At 49.6% G+C, this 21,060-nt stretch carries 15 protein-coding genes; 4 read left to right on the forward strand and 11 right to left on the reverse strand.

Annotation, left to right across the window (positions count from 1 at the left end; translation table 11 throughout):
- Positions 1–5 precede the first annotated feature (5 nt).
- Genes NFI80_RS08230 through NFI80_RS08250 form a run of 5 tightly spaced genes read right to left on the reverse strand, consistent with a single transcriptional unit; the run spans position 6 to position 10,120 of the window.
- Positions 6–1,538, reverse strand: a complete 1,533-nt coding sequence (locus NFI80_RS08230) for a sialate O-acetylesterase (RefSeq protein ID WP_235163480.1) — start codon at positions 1,536–1,538, stop codon at positions 6–8.
- A complete protein-coding gene (locus tag NFI80_RS08235) occupies positions 1,535–4,138 on the reverse strand; it encodes a sodium:solute symporter family protein (protein WP_235163479.1) in 2,604 nt (867 codons plus the stop codon). The genes NFI80_RS08230 and NFI80_RS08235 overlap by 4 nt, the downstream gene beginning before the upstream one ends.
- Positions 4,139–4,185: 47 nt before the next feature.
- Positions 4,186–5,127, reverse strand: coding sequence for a dihydrodipicolinate synthase family protein (locus tag NFI80_RS08240; protein WP_235163478.1), 942 nt, complete (start codon positions 5,125–5,127; stop codon positions 4,186–4,188).
- 24 nt (positions 5,128–5,151) lie between these two features.
- Positions 5,152–6,729 (reverse strand): RagB/SusD family nutrient uptake outer membrane protein, encoded by a 1,578-nt coding sequence (locus tag NFI80_RS08245; protein ID WP_235163477.1) that lies wholly within the window; start codon positions 6,727–6,729, stop codon positions 5,152–5,154.
- 4 nt (positions 6,730–6,733) lie between these two features.
- Positions 6,734–10,120 (reverse strand): SusC/RagA family TonB-linked outer membrane protein, encoded by a 3,387-nt coding sequence (locus tag NFI80_RS08250; RefSeq protein ID WP_235163476.1) that lies wholly within the window; start codon positions 10,118–10,120, stop codon positions 6,734–6,736.
- Between the two features lie 154 nt (positions 10,121–10,274).
- Here NFI80_RS08250 and NFI80_RS08255 point away from each other — a divergent pair, with 154 nt between their 5' ends.
- Both NFI80_RS08255 and NFI80_RS08260 read left to right on the forward strand, forming a co-directional pair.
- Entirely contained in the window at positions 10,275–11,009 is a 735-nt protein-coding gene (locus NFI80_RS08255; RefSeq protein ID WP_235159044.1) for a FadR/GntR family transcriptional regulator, read from the forward strand.
- A 158-nt stretch (positions 11,010–11,167) separates the two neighbouring features.
- On the forward strand, positions 11,168–11,848 hold the full coding sequence (locus NFI80_RS08260) for a VTT domain-containing protein (protein ID WP_235159045.1): 681 nt from the start codon (positions 11,168–11,170) through the stop codon (positions 11,846–11,848).
- Positions 11,849–11,866: 18 nt separating this feature from the next.
- Here the strand turns inward: NFI80_RS08260 and NFI80_RS08265 are convergent, their stop codons facing one another.
- From NFI80_RS08265 to NFI80_RS08280, 4 genes are all read right to left on the reverse strand, one after another.
- Positions 11,867–13,600, reverse strand: coding sequence for a HAMP domain-containing sensor histidine kinase (locus tag NFI80_RS08265; RefSeq protein WP_235163475.1), 1,734 nt, complete (start codon positions 13,598–13,600; stop codon positions 11,867–11,869).
- Between the two features lie 22 nt (positions 13,601–13,622).
- Positions 13,623–14,747 (reverse strand): universal stress protein, encoded by a 1,125-nt coding sequence (locus NFI80_RS08270; protein ID WP_235163474.1) that lies wholly within the window; start codon positions 14,745–14,747, stop codon positions 13,623–13,625.
- A gap of 208 nt (positions 14,748–14,955) precedes the next feature.
- Positions 14,956–16,005, reverse strand: coding sequence for a porin (locus NFI80_RS08275; RefSeq protein WP_252172107.1), 1,050 nt, complete (start codon positions 16,003–16,005; stop codon positions 14,956–14,958).
- Positions 16,006–16,140: 135 nt separating this feature from the next.
- A complete protein-coding gene (locus NFI80_RS08280; protein WP_235163472.1) occupies positions 16,141–16,698 on the reverse strand; it encodes a K(+)-transporting ATPase subunit C in 558 nt (185 codons plus the stop codon).
- A 37-nt stretch (positions 16,699–16,735) separates the two neighbouring features.
- Between NFI80_RS08280 and NFI80_RS08285 the strand changes: the two genes are divergently transcribed.
- Together NFI80_RS08285 and NFI80_RS08290 are read left to right on the forward strand one after the other, a co-directional pair.
- Entirely contained in the window at positions 16,736–16,999 is a 264-nt protein-coding gene (locus NFI80_RS08285) for a hypothetical protein (protein ID WP_233798725.1), read from the forward strand.
- A complete protein-coding gene (locus NFI80_RS08290; RefSeq protein WP_275978148.1) occupies positions 16,996–17,262 on the forward strand; it encodes a Txe/YoeB family addiction module toxin in 267 nt (88 codons plus the stop codon). The genes NFI80_RS08285 and NFI80_RS08290 overlap by 4 nt, the downstream gene beginning before the upstream one ends.
- A gap of 1 nt (position 17,263) precedes the next feature.
- On the opposite strand, the gene kdpB is transcribed toward NFI80_RS08290, so the two are convergent.
- Together kdpB and kdpA are read right to left on the reverse strand one after the other, a co-directional pair.
- The gene (kdpB, locus tag NFI80_RS08295; RefSeq protein WP_235163471.1) at positions 17,264–19,303 is read right to left on the reverse strand and encodes a potassium-transporting ATPase subunit KdpB; all 2,040 of its coding nucleotides are present in this window, start codon (positions 19,301–19,303) and stop codon (positions 17,264–17,266) included.
- Positions 19,304–19,371: 68 nt separating this feature from the next.
- Positions 19,372–21,057, reverse strand: a complete 1,686-nt coding sequence (gene kdpA, locus NFI80_RS08300; RefSeq protein ID WP_235163470.1) for a potassium-transporting ATPase subunit KdpA — start codon at positions 21,055–21,057, stop codon at positions 19,372–19,374.
- Between the last annotated feature and the right edge of the window lie 3 nt (positions 21,058–21,060).

Raw genomic sequence — 21,060 nt, forward strand, 5'->3', positions numbered from 1 at the left:
GCTTTTTATTTTACTGCTATTGAAAAAGTCGAAGCAGGCAAACCCGCCTCATTATAAAGATTTGCACGTGTAAATGGCTGATAGGCGTATAAAACAGTCCTGATCCGCTCGCCAGCAGGAACATGAATGATCACTTCGTCACCTTCAATTCTGGCATTGGCCACGAGTCGTTTGCCGCTCTCGGTTACCAATTCAAAGCCGGTCAGCGGCGCATTGTTTTTGGTTAAAAGCTTTTGTTTTGGCAAAGCCTTGTTATGATCTAATGTTGTTTTTTTATTTAAAAACTGAATCCGGATCGCTCCGTTTTTTAACGTTGCTTTTTCAGGAACCGGACCATTGGCCATAACTGACTTTTGATAATGATCCCGGAGCGCCAGCAATGCCAGCCGCTCCCCTACTTCCTTTTTACGGGTCGGATGCACATTTAGTGAGTCACCAAAGTCGAAGCTGACCGCCATGCCGGAATTTGGAATTTTAGTCAGCAGCCTTCGTTGCGAATCCCGGAATTCGGGCCAGTAGGGTCGTTCTATGCTGGATAATTGGACATAATAAAATGGAAATGTATCATTCCACTTTTCGCGCCAGCTTTTCACCAGCATAGTAAAAAGCTGCTCGTGCAGCGGCACATTGAACACATTGCTTTCGCCCTGATACCAGATCACGCCCGTAATCGGGAAACCGGTGAGCGGCGCGATGCCTGCCTGGAAACTGTAACCAGGCTGGTAAGGGTGCTTTTGATCTTTGGATCGGGCATTAGTAATGTTTTTGGCAGCGCGTTCGCGGCACCAGTCCATAACCAGGTCGGAATGCGACCAGTCACCGAGCATGCCGGCGAATTGCGGATCTTTTTCCAAAAGTGCGCGGTCGATCCAGGATTCCGTCGGAGAGCCGCCCAATGCGACCTGGATGAGGCCGATGGGCACATTGGTTTCCTTTTTTATTTGTTTACCAAAATAATAAGCGATCGCTGAAAACGAGGCGACGGATGCTTTATCGGGCGATTTCCATTTGCCTGAGAAAAATTCATATCTATTAACCTTCTCCAATGATGCGGAATCCCAGGCTACGTCACCCGTCGAAACAGCGCCCGCCATTTTCAGCAATCGCATATCCGGATCTAACGGACCCGCCTGCAATTCGTCGGGGCCCGTTTGCGCATCCCGCAATGCAAAATCCATGTTCGACTGTCCCGAACAAAGCCACACATCCCCGATCAGCACATCATTAACATTGATTTTCTGGTCATTAGCCGCAACGGAAATTACATACGGACCACCCTCTTTCGCAGCCGGAAAAACCACATCCCATTTCCCGGATTGATCCGCTTTTGCCCGCATTGTCTGATCCAGAAACTGAACTGTAACATTGCTCCCGCTTGCCGCTTTTCCATAGATTTTAACAGGCTTGTTTCTTTGCAAAACCATGTGATCCGAGAAAACCGGGGCCAATGTAAGCTTGCTATCCACGCCATTTTGGGCTTTGGAAAAATCAAAAGCGAGCACATTCAGCAGCAGCAAAAACAGGAATCTGACCATCATTCGTACATTGTTAACCCCTTTAAATCACGATCTGCGGGCATCATTAAACTAAATAAATAACCGAAAACGACGCAGCTTACCAGGCCGGTGAAGGCGTACATCAGCAAATGAACGCTGGTGTAATGCTGGATCAGGATCTGCGTGAAGCAGCTGATCGCCATACCGATCATCACACCGTTTCCGCTGGCTTTTTTGGTGAAAATGCCGAGAATAAATGCGCCTCCGATACAGCCTGTGAACAAGCCAAGAATGGTGTTAAACTTATCCCAAAGCGAAGAAACGCCCTTATGCGCCATGTAGAGCGCGATGCAGGTTACGAAAATGCCGAGTAACAATGTTGTGGTTCTGGCAAAGAACAGCGTTTGTTTCGGTGTGACTTCGGGTTTGAATTTTTGGTAAAAATCGGTGGTCAGCAAGGTTGCCGTGGAGTTCATGCTCGCCTCTGTGCTGCTCATCGCTGCGGCGAAAATGCCTGCAATAAGCAACCCCGACAATCCTGCCGGAAGCTGGCTCACGATATACCACGGAAATATGTTGTCCTGATCATTCAAAGCCATATTAACCTCCTGCGGATGCTCGCGGAAAAACAAAAACAGCAAAGTCCCGATCGAGAAGAAAACCAATGTCGAAGGCAATGTGAGCCACGCGCCGAGTTTCAGACTTTTAATCGATTCTTTTTCGGATTTGGTCGTCAGGTAACGCTGTACGGTGGTTTGGTCTGTCCCGTAAGTCAGTAAGTTGATAGCCAGCCCGCCGATAACCACCACCCAGAATGTGGGTTCGGTGAAATCGAAACGGAAATCAAAGACCTTTAATTTATCGGCGTTGTCCAATGCCTTGAAGCCTGCATCCCAGTCGGTGATGTGAAACGGCAGGTAAAACAGACAGAACAACGCACCGGTCGCCAGGATCAGAACCTGGATCACTTCCACCCAGATCACGGCTTCAATGCCGCCTTTGACGGTAAAGAAAATGCTGATCGCCCCGATCATAATGATGCAGATGTTGATGTCGATGCCCGTTACCAACGTGAGCGCAATGCTCGGAAGCAGCACCACGATGCCCATCCGGCCGATTTGGAGCAGCACGTAAAGTGAGGACGCCATCACGCGCGAACCGTAATTGAAGCGCTTACCCAGGTATTCATATGCCGACGTCACGTGCAGCCTTCTGTAAAACGGGATGAAATAACGGGCCACCAGCGGCATCACCATAATGATAGTCATAAGCAGGAAAAAGTACGTCCAGTCGGTCCCGTACGTTTTCGCTGGAATGCCCATGAATGTGATCGCGCTGAGTTTCGCTCCGAAAATGCTGATGCCCGCAGCCCATTGCGGAATGCGCTCGCCACCTTTGAAATAGTCGTCGGTGTTGCTGGTCTTGCCGGTAAAAAGGAATCGTCCGGCCGTCATCAACAGGAAACAAATGCCCAAAACGGCCGAGTCGATCCAGGAAAAGAATGGCTTGTGCTGAATGCTGCCTTTGGTAATGATGGGTGTGCGCGTGCCGGGGCGGATTTCGCCGCTGGGGATGAAAATGTCGTTGTCCCATTTCACGGCAGTGGTCGTGACCTGCGCCGGGCCGGGCAGCGCGTCGAGGGTAGTCCAGGCGTTAGTAATGGTGTTGTATAAATAAATGTCTTTGCTGAAACCTGCATGGGAAGTCAGCAGCGCTACTTTTTCGGCTTGCAGTTTTTGTTTCAATGCTGCGGTTTCTGCTTTTGCAATCTGCGCATTGAATGTTTCGATCTGGTGAAACACATTGCCTTTGTCCCCGCCGATGAGCAGGATGTAGGAGGCGCCGCTGGCCACGCCCGTCCCCGCCGACCAGGTGGTAACCTGCTTTCCATCACTGATATCGGCCAGTTTCCGCCACGTTTTTTTGGCCGGATCATACGTAAAATTGCTGCTATGCAAATCACTGATCCCACTCGCCGTCGCGCTTCTTCCGCCCAGCACATACACTTGCGGCTGCTTGCCATTGTGCTGCGTCACCACCACCGAATGCGACATGGCAACCGGCAATGCGGGCAGGATTTCCCACTTCGGCGCAGCATCCGAGAGGTTTAATGCAAAAAACTGGCTGGACGGCTTGCCATTATTTTCCCCGCCTGCCACATAAATGACGTTACCAATGCTGGTCGCGCCGGCATTGGCCAGCGCAACCGGCATATCCGGTAAGGGTTTAGAAATTATTTCTTTTTTTGCAGCATTCCACTGCATTAAAAATGCCTTGTTGCTCACGCCATTCTCCTGCTCTCCGCCGAGACAAACAATGCCGTCCGCGACAGTCGCGCTGGCTCCGTAAGCCGTTTTAACGGGCAAATGAGCTGTGTTGGCAGCGATCCATTCGTATACATCCTGCTTTTTCTGCAAGACATAAATCTCATCACGGTACACCTTTTTGCCGCCTTCCCAGGGCATACCATTGGGGAAATTAGCGCCGCCGCCCACGATGAGCACACCATTGTGCACGCCAGTGAATGCACCGGCTACGCCCAGCTGTTTTTGGCCGTCGGATGCGGGCGGCAGGTTGGTTAATTCCGTCCACACGATCTCATTCGCCTTTTGATCCTGGGCATGCAGGGTTGGTGACCACATAAAATGTAAGCAAAGTAGAAAACAGAGAAAAGGAATCTGGCGCTGCATCAATGAGTGGTTTTGGCCATCGCCTGGCCTGATTTAAATGTATCAAAATCCAGCGCGGCAACGTCCGATTGGAATGCGTCAAACTGCGCCTCGCTCATGTTTTTTACCGGCAGGCGAAATGTACCACAATCCATCCCAACAACCTTCATATAAGCCTTACCAACGGAAATTCCACCGTATTTGCCCAAAAGGCGGATCATATCAATCGACTGCTGCTGCAACGCGCCCGCTTTGGCCATATCATTTTGTTCAAATGCCTCGATCAGTGCATGATACAGTGGCGCGGCATAGTTAAATGTGCTTCCTACTGCGCCTTTCGCGCCCACAGCCAGCGCAGAAAGCATATTTTCATCACGTCCCCAGAGCATATCATATTTGCCGTTCTGAAAATTCAGGCAAGATTGAAAATCCATAAAATCTTCATGCGTATACTTGATGCCCGCAAAATTGGGAATTCGCCCGTCAATGGCTTTCAGCAAATCGAACATGGCAAAACCGACGCCGGTCAGCACCGGAATGTGATAATAGTAGAACGGCATGTCCGGCACCCGTTCGGCAATGGCGATAATGCATTCCGCCAGCATTTCCACATTGGCGGGTTTGAAATAAAACGGGCTCGTGAACGAAACCGCGTCCAATCCAATCTCCTGGGCATGTTTGGCCAGCTCAATGCAATCGGCAAGGCAGGTTCCGCCGAGCAGCGGCATAATGGTAAAATCAATGTCGTCGCCGGCGCAATCTGCCCATGCTTCGGCCACCTGCTTTTTCTCGGAAACGGTCATGGAAACACCTTCACCCGTGGAGCCGCAGATGAATGCGCCTTTGATGCCGTTTTGTTTTAAAAATTGATAATAAGCCGGGATCAAATCCAGGTTAAGGCTGCCGTCGGCGCGCATGGGTGTAAACGGAGCGGCAATGAGGCCTTTCAAATGTAAATTCATAATATATTAGTGAAAATCTGATGCTTAATTAGGTCTTGCAGTGGTGTAACCCGGCGTCTGCGCCACAAGCGGATCGTTGGTCCAGATGGCAGCCTCGATAGGCCACAAAATCCGGTACGCCTGGGTGGTTTTGTCCAGGACTCCGTAAGGATGGTTTGTACTCTTAAATATAAGAGGTTCAGCGGCATACTTCATCCGGCGCAGGTCGTACCAGCGCTTTCCTTCGTGTACAAATTCTTTGGTACGCTCCTCGAAAATCGCCAGCTCGTTGGCATCTTTCCCTGCATTCTTAAATGGCTTCGGATCTTTCGCAGGCGCAAACGCGCGGTCACGCACGGGCTGAATGAATTGTGTGGGATCGCCGCCCTCTGCATTCGTGATTTCGGCCAGCATTAGGAGACGATCTGCTTCGCGGTAAACGGGCCAGTCGTCGGAGAAATAGCGCTTGTTGGCATCAATTGTTCCCAGGAATTTGACCAATGCTGTATTCTTGATCGTGGTCACATTGGGTTTCACGTCTGTATTTACTTTGTAATAATCGTAAAAAGTCGCGTTGCGCCTGCTGTCGGCCACATCATAAGATTGGAAAAGCTCGAACGTATAAGCATACCGCTGGATCACCTGCTGCGAATTAGGCGCGGCCAGTACGAGCGGGTCCACGAGGAAATTTCCTACGCCTGCGCTCACCGTCGAGTCTTTATAATGCAGCCCGTTGAAGTTGAAAGTCGAGTAAGTGTAAGCCGCCACGCCGCTCATTTCAGCCTCGCCCACCCGGAAACGGATCGCGAAGATGATCTCGTTGTTATTTTTTTGATTATAGGCGAATACATTGGCAAAATTTGGAAGTAATGCCGCGCCGGTCACTGCATTCAATGCTTTTTTAGCTTCCGCCAGATCGGCTGTTGCGCCATACACTTTGGCAGACCACAGAAAAACCTCTCCTTTCAGCATCAAAGCTGCATTGGGCGACCATTGACTTTTATCAGTAACCGCAGCCTGCACGCCAAAAAGCGAGATCGACTTGTTCACATCCGCCTTCACCGCCGCCAGCACATCCGCCTCGGCTGCACGTGCTTTCCGCAAAATCACCGCATCGGTGGTCCCATTCAAAACATCCGCTTCCAGCACAAGCGGCACGCCGCCGTAAGTTCTCAGCAAGTGGAAATAATAGTAAGCGCGCATGGCATAAGCCTGGGCCAAAAGGTAACTTTTGCGCGTTTCGGACAGGAATGTGATGGCTTCTACTTTTTGTATAAATAAGTTGAGCTGCAAAATAGGCCCGTAGAATCCGGCCCAGTTGTTCACGCCTGAGGACGTTTCTTCAAGCCGCTGTTCGATCACGGGCAACTCGTTCAGGGACGTCGCCTGGCGGTCGACCGTGCTGTAATTTCCACCGCGCATTTCGCCCAGGCGCAGAAACTGAAACTGATTATCACGGAATTGCTTGTGCAAACCCACCATAAAATTGCTTACCTGCGACTCGTTCTGCCAAAAGTTGCTGTCCCCGAAATAATCCTGCGGAACGAGTTCAAGCGCATCCTGGCAGGAGCTGCCCAGCACCGAAAGCAGTGCCCAGCAGATGTAAATTCTGATTTTTTTCATCATGTCAAAAAGTGAAGTTGGCTCCGAGAATAAGGGTTGTAGGAATAGTATAAGCGCTGTTTTGCGAGCCGGTGCGCTCGGGCAGGCTCAGCATTTTGTTGGTCACATAGCCCAGGTTCTGGCCCGTCGCGGTGAATGTTAACCCGGCAATTTTAGCCCGCTGCAACAGCGATGAGGGAACAGTGTAGCTCAGGGAAACTTCGCGGAATGCGAGGTAAGACGAGTTCACCCAGAACATGCTGCTCGGGCGGTCGAAATTCTTGGAATTCAGCTGATCGGCCCAGGTGTAGCGCGGATATTTTGCATCCGGGTTGTCGGGCGTCCAGGTTTCTTTTACCATTTCGGTTGCATTGAATTCACCCTGGAAGCTGCCCAGCGACCACATTTGCTGGAAATCCATTTGTTTGTGTCCCAGTGCAAAGTCCATCCGCGCGAAAAGCGAGAGGTTTTTCCAGCGGATCGTCGTGTTGAAACCGCCCGTCCATCTTGGAATCGTCCGGCCCAGTGAAACCATGTCCCGCGTATCAATCGTGTCGTTCTGATCCAGATCTTTCCACATCATATCGCCCAATTGCGTCGAAATGTAAGTGGCCCTGTTCAGATTTTTAGAATTGATCAATGCATTGCTTGCCACCCGTTTTCCGGCCGACGCGCCATATTGCACTTCGCCGGCGGCGATGTCTATTTTGTTGTATTTGTCAAGATCTTCGCCCGTGCGGATGATGCCATCGCTCACGTAACCAAAAATTTCCCCCGGCTCCTGCCCTTCCTGCAAGCCGCCCGCCCAGATCACATTGCCTGACCGCGGATCGTAAATGCGCTGCCCGCCCTGGCGGTTATTGGCATTGCCATTGAAAGGCAATTTCAGCACCAGATTCTTGTTATAAGCCGCATTCGCTCCGATCTGCACCGTGAAATCCTGTTTTTGGACCGCCTTGAAAATTCCTTCCAGCTCCACGCCGCGGTTGCGCATGCTCCCGTTATTGGTACGAATGCTCGTCACACCTGCGGATGTCGGCAGCAATACGCTGGCAATTTTGTCCGTAGTCACGCGGTTGTAAACGGCAATGTTGGTTGTAATGCGGTTATTAAAGAATCCCATTTCCACGCCTGCTTCCACCGTATTGCTTTTCTCCCATTTCAGGTTCGGATTGGCTACGCCGGTTTGCAAAAATCCAATGCTCCCATTGTAGGGAATTTGCGAATTATAAGCGCCCTGCAACTCATAAACACCGATTCCGTTGTTGGTACCAATGCCGATGTTGCCATTTTTTCCATAACTCGCACGCAGTTTCAGGAAAGAAAGCCATTGCTGGGTAGAGGCCATAAATTCCTCCTTATGCACAAGCCACCCCGCGGAGAATGCCGGGAAAGTGCCAAATTGATTATCGCCAATCAGCCTCGAATAACCATCACGTCTAACTGTAAACGAAGCCAGATATTTGCCGTCGTAGTCATAATTCAATCTGGCAAAACCCGAGATAATGCGTTCCTGGGTATGGTAGGAATCGATGCTGCGCGTGTTGGCGTCGTTGATCGTCAGGCCGAGATCCTGAAAATCGTCTGTGGGCGCCAGTCTGCCGGCTGCGGAGAAACCACGTGTGGCTTCGTCGTAATATTCAAATCCGGCCATGGCGTCGATGTAGCTTTTGCCAAGGAATGATTTCTTATAGTTCAAAATGGCATTGTAAGTCTGACGGATGGTGCGGTCGAAGCCTGCGGATGAAGCCCTGTCCCTGTTCCAGCCTGTGTTCGGATTCGTCGCGCTCATGATCCCGATCCGGAAGTCGCGGTTGAAGGATTCGGCTTCGGCTTCGTCGTACATTAATATCCCGCCCACGCGCAAAAACAAGTCATTCCTGAAATCAACTTTAAATGCTTGCCCGAGCGTGAATTTGTCGGACTGGTTTCTTCTTTTGTACTTGTCCAGGTTCAGGCTGGGATTGCCGTCGTTGGCATCGCGGCCGAGGATCAGCTCTCCGTTAGCATTCGTCCCGCGCATCGTAGGCGGCGCGGAAAGCATTCTGCCCCAGTAGTTTGCCTCGCCGTTTTGCAGCGACTGGTCCCGCCAGTTAGCACGTGCAAATGCCAGACTACTCTCTGATTTCAGCCAGCTTTTGATCTTGTAATCACCATTCAATGTAAAGGTTAACCGGCGATAGAATGTGCCAAGCGACAGTCCGTCTTCATTGTAATAGCCCAGATTAGCATAGTAACCGCCTTTTTCATTTCCGCCATTCATCCCAATGTTATAATCCTGAGAAATAGCGGGCGATTTGAATGCATAATCTCCGTAATTGAAGCCTTTGTAGATCAGATCCGCATTCGTCCCGTTGGGATCGTAAGCGCCTGCTTCATTGGTTTTAATAGGATCTTTCATCGTTTTCCAGCCGTCGTTAGCACTCAGCAATTCGCGGTTCTGGTCGGTGAGACGCATCGTGCTCCATATCGCGCGGGAATCGTAGTTTCCGTCCAGAATGTTGCCGTTTGCATCTTTATATAAGTTGCCTGTGCCGCGCGGACCAACGCCGCTTAGCAGCGATGAAGTGGTAACGCCGTTCTTAATGGCTTCCACCACGCCCATCCGCGTCCATTTGATGTAATCTTCCGCGTTGAGATAGTCGTAAGGCACATTCAGGAAGTTGATCCCGGTTTTGGATTTAAATGTAATAGAAGAAGAACCGGCCTTCCCTCTTTTGGAAGTGATCAGCACCACACCGTTGCTGGCGCGCGCTCCGTAAATAGCTGTGGCAGAAGCATCTTTTAACACTTCCATGCTCTCAATGTCATCCGGGTTAATGTCGCTCAGCGAGCCGCGCACCTGTCCATCCACTACGATAAGCGGACTTCCGCTGCCGTCGAAATTGGTCCCGCCGCGCAACGTGATGGTTGCTACTGAGCCGGGGCGGCCCGTTGCCGTCGATACGCGCACACCGGCAATGGTCCCGGCAAGCGCCTGGGCCGGATTGGACCGCATACCCGTTTCCAAAACCTTGGCGTCCAGCTTGGCAATGGACGAAGTGATCTTGGTCCGACTGGCTGATCCATAACCGGTTACCACGACTTCATTCAACGAGGAAACATCCGGTTTAAGGACTATATCCAGCGTCGCAGCCGCGCCCGCAGGCACTTCCTGGATCACGTAACCCACCATTCTGAACTGCACCACATCGCCGCCGCTCACCTGGATCGAATAATCGCCGTCCACCGAAGTTTCTGTGGCAACGCTTTTTCCTTTGAGCAAAACCGTGACGTTCGGAAGCGGTTGCTTGTCGTCCTCGGAAATCACCTTGCCGGTGAGTAACCTCCCCGACTGCGCTTGCAGAGCCATTGCCAGGCAAACCCCGGCAAGGCTCAAAAGCACTTTCAGGCGCGTAATGTTGAATTTCATAAAAAGGTTAAGTTTTAGGATTTGTATTATGTATGACATAATAAAGGTAAAGGGTTAACGGTGTTGATTCCAAGCATCTTGTGAAAATTATTTTTTATGATGGTAAATTGATAATAAAAAAATCCACTTGCGGATTGGAAGAAAACCCGCACATTTGTCATACATAATACGCCTTACGCTTCAAATGGACGACATTTTTCACAACATCAAGAGCATTGACACCAGCTCGCTGGTAGACAAAGTTGAGAGTAACCTGATTGCTTTATTTATTGAAAAGAATTTCAAAGTGGGCGACTCCATCCCCAAAGAATTGGAATTGGCGCAGTCGCTTGGGGTAAGCCGGACGGTGGTGCGGGAGGCCATGCTGCGCTTGCGGCTGATGGGATTGGTGGAATCCAAAAAGCACCGCGGCGCTGTGATCACCAGCCCCGACCTGGTTTCAATTTTGGAAAAAAGCATGAACCCGAAGATCCTGGATGGCAATACATTGAAAGAGATCTTTGAAATGCGCCTGTCGCTGGAAATCGGGATGGCCGACTTTATTATGGAGCGCGTTACGCCCGATGATATCGTTGCTTTGAAAGTTCTCGTGGAAACCGAGCCCTCATCCTCGGACCGGATGCTTTTCCAGATCGAGCATGAGATCGCATTTCATGGAAAACTCTATGAGATCACGCGCAATGAGACCATGAAAAAATTCCAGCGGTTGCTTTTACCCGTGTTCGATTATGTGCACAAAAGCGGTTTGCTGCGCAAATATTCATCGAATGCAAATTTCGTCTCGCACAAAGGACTGGTGGAAATTATTGAAAACGGGAATTCCGAGCAGTTGCGCAATGCCATGCGGAGCCATTTGGAAAATCATTTTGCACGGCTTTTTATGAAGTAAGGCTCATTAACAATACGAACATGGCTGATCATTTGATCCAACATTAGGTTAATCACCATTATACCTGTAATTTTACAACTGCAAAAATAAAAATGCGGCGTTTTAATGACGCCAGCATCTATTTTGGTTTTTGAAGTCAAGTTTAAATTACATTCACAGTGGAGGTTTTTGACCAATTCATCGACCTGTTTGTTCACCTGGACAAGCATCTCGGACAAATCATTCAGGACTACGGGGCATGGGCCTATGTCATTCTTTTTATGATTATTTTTATTGAAACCGGTGTTGTTTTCATGCCTTTTTTGCCGGGTGACTCATTGCTTTTTGCAGCTGGCATGATGGCGGCCAAGTATCCGGAATCCCTGAATATATGGCTGGTTGTGATTTTGCTCCTGATAGCAGCAATACTGGGAGACACCTGCAATTATCTGTTTGGCAGATATTTTGGACATAAAGTATTGGGAATCAAAGTCATGGGAACCGCGCTGATCAAACCCGAGCATCTTGCGCGGACGCAGGGATTTTATGAGAAATACGGTCCTTCAACGATCATTATTGCCCGGTTTGTGCCGATAGTCAGGACGCTGGCCCCGTTTGTAGCGGGTATTGCAACAATGAATTATAGTGTGTTTTTCAAATTCAACATTATCGGAGCCATCCTATGGGTAGTTAGTCTGACGATTGGTGGCTACTTTCTTGGAAACATCCCGATGGTGAGAGACAATTTTGAAAAAGTGGTTTTAGCCATCATTGCATTATCGGTGTTGCCGATCGTATGGCAGTTCGTTAAGGCAAAATTCGTTTCCTCCGAGGTGCCAAAAGCGTCTGAATCTATTTAACAGGATGTATTCAAGCAATCAGGCGCTGGCAAGCTCAAAGTAAAAACTGCTGCCCATCCCGATTTCGCTTGTTACGCCAATGCTGCCGCCCTGCGCCTCGATGAACTCTTTACTGATCGCCAGCCCGAGGCCGGTGCCGGTTTTTGAGCTGCCGGGAACTTGGAAATAGCGGTCGAAAATTTTGGTCCGGTAACGGCTGTCGATGCCTTTACCCTCATCCCGAACCAGGAATTTGACGCCTTGCTGTGTGGGTGTGAGTTGAATGTGAATTTTGCTGTCTTCCTGTGAATAACGGACTGCGTTAGTCAAGAAATTGATCAGTACCCAGGCCGTTTTTTCCATATCCGCCTTTACGTCGGCGAGCTGATTTTCTGCCTGCACCACGAGCTCGATGCGTTTTTGCTCAATCGGTGTTTTTACAGCATCCACGGCGTATTTCAGGATTGCATACGGGCTGCTCGACTGAATGTTCAACTGAATATTCCCCGTTTCAACCTGCGACATATTCAGCAGCTCGCCGGTGATTTTCAGCAGCCGGTCGCTGTCTTCTTTAATGCTGGACATCAATTGTTTTTGCTCCTCGTTCAGATCCCCGGTATGCTGGCTTTCCAGCAGTTGCAGGCTCATTTTGATGGAAGCGATGGGTGTTTTCAGTTCGTGGGAAACGGTGGCGATGAAATTGGTTTTGGCAAAATCAAGCTCTTTGAAAGGCGTAATGTTCTTCAATAGGATCACCTGACCGATGAATTTTTTCAGTCGCTCACCCGTCGGAACAATCGTGATATCGACGATTTCTTTTTCAAAATAGCTTTCTTTGTTGTCTGCATAAATTTTCAGCGACGGCACTGCGGCGTTCGCGCTATTGGCATGCAGCCCTTCTTTTTCCTCGATCAACGCACGGATCAGATCATTCTGCTCTGCCAGCTCAATGGCCGATTTTCCCAATAAATCACTCACGGCAATGCCGGTAATCTTGACGGCTTCTTCATTGGCAAACAGCACTTTTTTGTTTTCATCCAGACCGATAACCGGCTCGTGCATATTGTTGATAAGGGCTTCAATGCGCTTCTTTTCCACCAGGATCTGCGAAAGATTGCTGTTATCATATTCTTCGAGTTTCTCGGCCATCGTATTAAATGAACTCGCCAGCTCTCCAAACTCATCCTTACCCGAAAAATGCAGCCGCTCGGCATAATTCTTCTCTGCAATAGCGCGGATACTTTCCGTCAGCTCGCGGATCGGGTTGCCAACATTACCCGGCAAATTGACCAGCAGCGTCAAAGCGATCAGAAAGCAAACGGTTCCCGTCAGCGCGATCCAGATAAACGCCGAATGCACCGTATCCAGCGCCTTGTCACTCTTCGCCCGTATCGCTTCCATGTTAATGCGCGTCAGCTCAGCCAGATCATTTCTGATCAAGACCGGCATTTGTGGGTTATTCAAATCTTTTTTCAGAGAATCATAATGACCCGCAATTTTATTGGTCACCTCCCCTTCTCCCCGCTCGGTCACATTTGACCGCTGTTCTTTCAGGTTTTGCTCAAATCTGGCTCCTGCTTCGGGGCCCTGGTGGATCTGATCGAGGGCCAGGAACATGCTGCGACTGTAATCCAGCGTCTTATAGTTGTCCTGCAAGATGTTTTCAGTGTCTTCTTTGAGCGTATAAATGTAGCCCGCGGCAATCACGGACAATGCCAGGATCATCAGAAACAGCACGCCCAGTCCGAGTCGCAGTTTGGTTTTTATTTTCATAGAAAAAGGCGAAGTGGTTACGCTAAGACAAGATAACCAGGTCGATATCAGAAGATGAAAGTTTTTTCAAAAGATTATTAAAAACGTTGGTTGCCAGGATCACCCGCAGCAGGTTTATATGCGGCTTACCCAGACAAATCGTAGTGATTTCACGCTGCTCGGCCACCTGTATAATCGCCTCAGACACATTGGTATCCTGGACCCGTATGATCTCTGCGCCCATTTCGGTGGCCAGTTTGAAATTATTGATCAAATGCCGCTGCTTGTCCAATGCAATCTTGTCCTGGCTTTCGTTCGGGGTCTGCACGTAAAGGACAAACCATTTGCTGTTATAATAGCTGGCCAGCCGCGCCGTTTTGCGGATCACATGCCGGGCCGTGCTTTCGTTGCTGCTGATACAGGCCAGAAATTTCTCCCTTTTCGAGGCAACCAGCTTGGGAATTTCCGTTTCCACCTTACGCTCCACCTGGCTCGCCACTTCTTTCAATGCAAGCTCGCGGAGTTGCAGGATATGGTCGGGTTTGAAAAAGTTATTAAGTGCTGTCTGGATTTTTTCAGGCTTGTAAATTTTACCCTCTTTCAGTCGCGTAATGAGCTCGTCGGCAGTTAAATCAATGTTGACAACCTCGTCCGCTGCGCCCAGCACGCTGTCCGGAATGCGCTCTTTCACCTCCACGCCCGTAATGCCTTTTACTTCTTCATTCAACGATTCAATGTGCTGAATGTTCACTGCGCTGATGACATTGATGCCTGCTTCGAGGATTTCGAGCACGTCCTGCCAGCGCTTGTCATTCTTGCTGCCTTCAATGTTGGTATGCGCCAGCTCGTCCACCACCACAACCTCCGGCCTGAGGCTAATCACGGCTTGCACATCGAGCTCGTCGAGTTCTTTTCCTTTGTAAAAAAGTTTGCGGCGCGGGATCACCGGCAGTCCGTCGAGCAGATCGTGCGTTTCTTTCCGGTTATGCGTTTCAATGTAGCCGATTTTGACATCGATGCCATTGCGCAGCAGGGCGTGCGCTTCCTGCAACATCCTGAATGTCTTGCCAACACCAGCACTCATGCCAATGTAAATCTTGAATTTTCCACGCCTCGATTTTTTGATCAGATCCAGAAAATGCTGCGCGCTGGGGTTGGTTTCGGACATTGGGTTTAGGTGTAGGGTTGATTTTGTTTTGAAATTGAATATTCAGTGAATGATGCCAGTGTTATTGTCAGCCTGAGCGGACCGGTCCGCCGGGCAGTCGAAGGCGCGCTACTTCTTGGTAACGTGCCTTCGACTCCGCTCAGGCTGACAACTGTCCTTATGAGAGACAATATCAATAAATATGTTATCTAACTGACTTGACTAAATATTAAAAAGCAACTGAAATCGAAGTAGTCAGAAAAAAATTATCCTTCCTGGACATTGCTTCCGCGCCTGCCTGATTTCTTTCAAGGAATATCCGGTCTTTGCTGCTCAGGTTTCTGGCTTCCATGCGCCAGAGCACGCCCGGGAAAACGGCATAGTCAATGTTGGCGGACAGGCCGAAAGTTTTGAAACCATTCTCCGTGCCCGTCGCAATGATAACGCCGTTTTGATCCTGAAAATATTCACCCCTCGCTGCAATGTTAACCTTTGAAGATGGTGAATAGCGTACGATTAATGTGGGCACCACCCAGTTGTTGTATTCGCTGCTTCCCTTTGCTTTTTGCTCCGTTCCGTAGTCCAAACCGGCCGTGATCCCGAACTTTTCGGCAAGCTGAAAAACACCATAAAAGTTGTGATAATAACGCATGAGCCTGGCACTATCCGGCTTGTCTGATCCTATGAATGTGCTGTAATTCAATGTGACATTAGCGGCCGGCTTGTAGGTAACCTGCGTCCCGAAGGCGGGCGTAGTGTTTCCATCCACGCGCTGCATGCGTTGCCAACCATTGAGATACATGGCGGACACATAAAGCTTTTCATCTTTTGTTGTAAAACCCAGCTTCAAGCCCGACTCAAAGTAAGGCGTATTTTCAGCCACCAAACTCCTGGTCATCGCCCAGTTATCCTTGCCGACAGCACTCTCGAAACCAATGTGCGACGGCATAATCCCGGCATCCAGCCATAGGTTCGCATTTTTTGAAATTTTCAGCCCAATGTTGGCTTCAAAGACATTTTTGAGCACGCCCGGCTCGGCCGCATAGTTCGCATTCACGTAGGTTCCGGCTGCCAGGGCCAGGTTACCTCTCACGCGGTCGGTTGTGTAGTTTGCTTTGATAAAGCCGAGGTTCAGATTCACTTCGCCAATGCGGTTGAAATTGTAAAGAAAGCCCGGAGCCGTGTTGTTGAGCGGCCTGTTGAAATCGTAATTGTAATAAGCCTCTGCATATCCGCTGATTGTCACAGGGTTCGAAGTTTTCGTGGAATCCTGTGCCATAGACGGTTTTAAAATCACTAAACCGAATGCAGCTAATAATAAACTTTTCATTGAAAATGTACTGTAAATGAATGTAGCGGCGCTGTTGAAAACCTCGCTCCCCGCGTCGCTGCCGGTAAGGATCAGGGCATGTTTTTATAATTTTTCCAAAGCTATATTCAGGCTCAGCACATTCACTTTTTCTGGTCCGAACATGCCTAATAATGGTTTTTCCGTATGCTCGCTGACAAGCTGTGCAACTCTTTGTTCGGAAACTTTCCGCGCAGCAGCCACCCTTTTTACCTGGATCAACGCAGCCTTAGGCGAAATATCCGGATCAAGTCCGGAGCCGCTCGCAGTCACCAGCTCGACGGGAATATCTTTCTTGTCAACGCCCGGATTATGCATCAAAAATGTATCGATCCTGGCCTGCACCACAGCCAGATATTCCGGATTGGAAGGTCCCTTATTGCTCCCGCCGCTTCCAGCCGCATTATACTCCACAGCGGAAGGGCGACTATTGAAAAACCGGTCTGCTGTAAATTTCTGACCAATGTTGGCATAGTAACGTTTACCATCAGCACTAACCGTCTCACCCCGACCACCGTCGGGCGTCATTTGCGCAATTGCCCAAACCACAGCCGGGTAAACCACACAGAAAAACAGCAGCGTTACAATCGTTAATCTGATTGCGGGAAATATGTTCGTTTTCATTTGCTTAAATTTTTAACTTTAAAAAAAATTGGAATCTATGGAAGCATTGCTGCGCGTTCGATCCTCTGAATTCACGGACGAACTGATTGACAAAATCAGAACATTATTAAGTGGTTCTCAAGACTCTGAAATCACGATCAGCATTACGGAGAAGCCTTCATCAGGCACACTTCGCCTTGAAACCCGGGAAGAGTATTTCTCACGGCTGGATAAGTCACTTGAAAATTTCGAGAAGGGCAATGTCATCACCTTTAACGGAGATGCGTTTGACCAGTTTGCGAAACATCTGGGAAATTCGTGAGCCGGATTATCTTTGATATTAACGTCATTGAAGACCTGACCCAATGGTCTAAAAGCGAACCCCGACTTGTAAAAAAAGTCTTCGAACTCATCACCGACATTCAAAAGCACCCCTTCGACGGAATCGGAAAACCCGAGGGTCTTAAACATCAGTATAAGGGATGCTGGAGCAGGCGCATTACGGATGAACATCGGCTGATCTATAAGGTCCTTTCCGACGGTGACATTTTTGTGTTGAGTGTTTATGGTCATTACGATCAATAATTTAAATCCAGATACTTACTACCAGGTCAATGACCTTTATCCCTGCAAATGGCACCAATATGCCTCCCAGGCCGTAGATGAAGAGGTTTCTTCTTAGCAGGGCGCTGGCGCCTATGGGTTTGTAGGCCACGCCTTTTAGTGCCAGCGGGATGAGGAACGGGATGATGACGGCGTTGAAGATCACGGCGGACAGGATGGCGCTTTCGGGACTGTTGAGGCGCATGATATTCAGGCCTTGCAAGGCTGGTATGCTGGCGATGAAAAGGGCTGGAATGATGGCGAAATATTTAGCGACGTCATTCGCAATCGAGAATGTGGTCAGCGTTCCGCGGGTCATTAACAGCTGCTTTCCAATTTCGACGATTTCGATCAGTTTCGTCGGATCATTGTCCAGATCCACCATGTTACCGGCTTCCTTAGCTGCCTGCGTGCCGCTGTTCATAGCCACGCCTACATCAGCTTGTGCGAGGGCGGGTGCGTCATTGGTTCCGTCCCCCATCATGGCCACAAGCTTACCGCCTTCCTGCTCTTTTTTGATGTAGTTCATCTTGTCCTCGGGCTTGGCTTCGGCGATGAAATCGTCCACACCGGCTTTTTCAGCAATAAACTTGGCGGTAAGCGGGTTATCGCCGGTAACCATTACCGTTTTGACACCCATTTTACGAAGTCTTTCAAAGCGCTCGCTGATGCCGGGCTTTATAATGTCCTGCAACTCCACCACGCCCAGCACACGCTCATTTTCCGAAACCACGAGCGGTGTGCCGCCATTGTTGGAAATGGCTTTTACACTTTCTTCAATCTCAGCGGGAAATGCATTTCCAGCGCTGGTAACCAGGGTGCGGATCGAGTCAAATGCGCCTTTGCGGATTCGCGTGCCTTCGAAGTCGACGCCGGAGCTGCGTGTTTCTGCGGTAAACTTGATGAATGTGGGATTGGAAATCTGATAAGATGTCGGCGTGGCATTGGCCAGTTCCAGGATGGATTTTCCTTCCGGCGTTTCATCGGCGATTGAGCTGAGTACGGCGGCTTTGCTGAAGTGATTGTCGGCAATGCCTTTGGCAGCGTGAAAGCGCGTGGCCTTTCTGTTTCCAATGGTGATCGTTCCCGTTTTGTCCAGCAAAAGCACATCTATGTCGCCGGCTGTTTCCACAGCCTTGCCCGACTTAGTAATCACATTGGCACGCAACGCACGGTCCATGCCCGCAATGCCTATTGCAGAAAGCAAGCCGCCGATCGTAGTCGGGATCAGGCATACGAAGAGGGAGATGAATGCCGCAATGGTAATGGGCGTATTCGAATAATCGGCGAAGGGTTTCAGCGTCACACATACGATCACAAACACAAGTGTAAACCCGGCCAGCAGGATAGTCAATGCGATTTCATTGGGCGTTTTCTGGCGGCTCGCTCCTTCTACCAAGGCAATCATTTTATCCAGAAAACTCTCGCCCGGCGCAGTCGTTACCATGACTTTTATCTTGTCGGAAAGCACTTTCGTGCCACCCGTGACGCTGCTTTTGTCGCCGCCTGCTTCGCGGATCACTGGCGCAGATTCACCTGTGATGGCGCTCTCGTCGATGGTGGCGAGCCCTTCGATGATCTCGCCGTCGGTGGCAATGTTGTCGCCGGCTTCACAGATAAAAATATCCCCTTTTTTCATCCGGGCCGACATCACACTTTGGGTCGATACTGAGAAGCCGGGTTTGTTGTCGACGACCAGTTTGGCGGGTGTTTCTTCGCGTGTCTTCCGTAAGCTGTCGGCTTGCGCTTTTCCCCGTGCTTCGGCGATGGCTTCGGCGAAATTGGCAAACAATAATGTGAGCAGCAGGATCAGAAAGATCACAAAATTATAGCCAAAACTGCCCTGGGAAGTGTTTCCCGATAAGATCCACAAACACACCACAAACATGACGAATGTGCCTATTTCAACGGTAAACATGACCGGATTACGAAACATGATTTTGGGGTTCAATTTGGTAAAAGACTGTCTTAAAGCCTGATTCACCAGATCCTTTTGGAACAAGGATGCATTTTGATTTTTCATTGGATGTTAGGAGCGCGGCTTCAATTCCGGTGCCCGTTTTATGTTGTTAGTCAGTTAACTTGTGCTGATTACAGGCTGAAATACTCGGCGATTGGGCCTAGGGTTAATGCTGGGAAGAATGAAAGGGCCGTGATGATTGCGATGACGGCCATGACCATCATCCCGAATGTGGCTGAATCTGTCCGCAGCGTGCCGGCACTTTCGGGGATATATTTTTTATTGGCTAAAAGTCCTGCAATCGCGACGGGCCCGATGATGGGGATGAAGCGCGAAAGGATTAGTATAAAGCCTGTTGTAATGTTCCACCACGGATTATTATCGCCCAACCCTTCAAACCCGCTCCCATTATTGGCTGCCGAAGAAGTGTATTCATACAGCATCTCGCTGAATCCGTGAAAACCGGGATTGTTCAGATTAGCAGAGGTGATTGCGGGGAATGCTGCTGCCAGCGCCGTCCCGGCCAATATCAATAATGGGTGCAGAAGGGCTACGATCATGGCGATCTTCATTTCACGTCCTTCAATTTTTTTACCTAAAAACTCAGGCGTACGCCCTACCATAAGTCCGCTGATAAATACAGCCAGAATGATGAAGATGAAGAAATTCAGGATCCCGACCCCGCAGCCGCCGTAAAATGCATTGGTCATCATCGCCAGGAGCTGCATCATTCCGGATAGCGGCGTGGCACTGTCGTGCATGGAGTTTACCGAGCCTGTGGATATAACGGTGGTGGCTATACTCCAAAATCCCGAAGCCGCACTGCCGATCCTGGATTCCTTACCTTCCATCGCGCCGGTGCTCATGTCTATGCCCATTTGCGCAATGGCCGGGTTACCTTTTGTTTCCCACATGATCGTTGGCAAGCAAAGCAGCAAGAACCCAATGGTCATGACGCCGAAGATCATCCAGGCCATTTTCTTTCTTTTCAAAAAGAATCCCAGCGCAAAAATCATGGCCAGCGGAATAATCATTTGCGAGAACATTTCAACCATGTTGGTGAGGTAATTCGGGTTTTCGAGCGGGTGGGCCGAGTTGGTCCCGTAAAACCCGCCGCCGTTTGTTCCCAAATGTTTGATCGCCACAAAAGCCGCCACCGGACCTGTGGAGACTGCCACCGTGTCGCCCTGCATGCCGATCATGCTGTCTTTTCCTTCAAAGGTCATCGGCGTGCCGTTGAATGCGAGGATGCTGGCTACGACAATGGACGCGGGCAATAAAATTCTCGTGCAGGAGATCAGCATTAGATTGTAAAAGTTACCGAGCTTGTCGGTCGCTTTTTGTTTTAATGCAATAAATAAAACAACCGCTGCGGCCATCCCCGTGGCTGCACTTACAAATTGTAGAAACATTAAGAAGAGCTGCGAAAGATAACTTACCCCGCTTTCGCCCGAATAATGCTGCAGGTTGCAGTTGACCACAAAGGATATGCTGGTGTTGAATGCCAGATCCGCCGTTTGTCCGGGATTTCCGTCCGGGTTCAGCGGCAGCCAGCCCTGGTTCATCAACACAAACATGCCGAGCAGGAACCACACAAAATTAATGGTCAGCATGGCCACCAGGTGTTGTTTCCAGTTCATTTCTGCTTTGCGGTCGATGCCGCTGATGCGGAAGAAAATATTTTCCAGGGGATTGAATACGGGATCGAGCAGCGTCTTTTCTCCTGCGTAGACTTTGGCAATGTACTTTCCGAATGGGATGGCCAACAGGATAGTAACTCCATACATGGCAATGACGCCTAAAATTTCTGAGTTCATTTT

The organism is Dyadobacter chenhuakuii (assembly GCF_023821985.2).
In the GTDB taxonomy this organism is placed as follows: Bacteria; Bacteroidota; Bacteroidia; order Cytophagales; family Spirosomataceae; genus Dyadobacter; species Dyadobacter chenhuakuii.

Excerpts from the sequence above, each read along its gene's own strand:
- NFI80_RS08230 (WP_235163480.1), bottom strand. The coding sequence starts at position 1,538 with ATGATGGTCAGATTCCTGTTTTTGCTGCTGCTGAATGTGCTCGCTTTT.
- NFI80_RS08235 (WP_235163479.1), bottom strand. The coding sequence starts at position 4,138 with ATGTGGTCACCAACCCTGCATGCCCAGGATCAAAAGGCGAATGAGATC.
- NFI80_RS08240 (WP_235163478.1), bottom strand. The coding sequence starts at position 5,127 with ATGAATTTACATTTGAAAGGCCTCATTGCCGCTCCGTTTACACCCATG.
- NFI80_RS08245 (WP_235163477.1), bottom strand. The coding sequence starts at position 6,729 with ATGAAAAAAATCAGAATTTACATCTGCTGGGCACTGCTTTCGGTGCTG.
- NFI80_RS08250 (WP_235163476.1), bottom strand. The coding sequence starts at position 10,120 with ATGAAATTCAACATTACGCGCCTGAAAGTGCTTTTGAGCCTTGCCGGG.
- NFI80_RS08265 (WP_235163475.1), bottom strand. The coding sequence starts at position 13,600 with ATGAAAATAAAAACCAAACTGCGACTCGGACTGGGCGTGCTGTTTCTG.
- NFI80_RS08270 (WP_235163474.1), bottom strand. The coding sequence starts at position 14,747 with ATGTCCGAAACCAACCCCAGCGCGCAGCATTTTCTGGATCTGATCAAA.
- NFI80_RS08275 (WP_252172107.1), bottom strand. The coding sequence starts at position 16,005 with ATGGCACAGGATTCCACGAAAACTTCGAACCCTGTGACAATCAGCGGA.
- NFI80_RS08280 (WP_235163472.1), bottom strand. The coding sequence starts at position 16,698 with ATGAAAACGAACATATTTCCCGCAATCAGATTAACGATTGTAACGCTG.
- NFI80_RS08285 (WP_233798725.1), top strand. The coding sequence starts at position 16,736 with ATGGAAGCATTGCTGCGCGTTCGATCCTCTGAATTCACGGACGAACTG.
- kdpB (WP_235163471.1), bottom strand. The coding sequence starts at position 19,303 with ATGAAAAATCAAAATGCATCCTTGTTCCAAAAGGATCTGGTGAATCAG.
- kdpA (WP_235163470.1), bottom strand. The coding sequence starts at position 21,057 with ATGAACTCAGAAATTTTAGGCGTCATTGCCATGTATGGAGTTACTATC.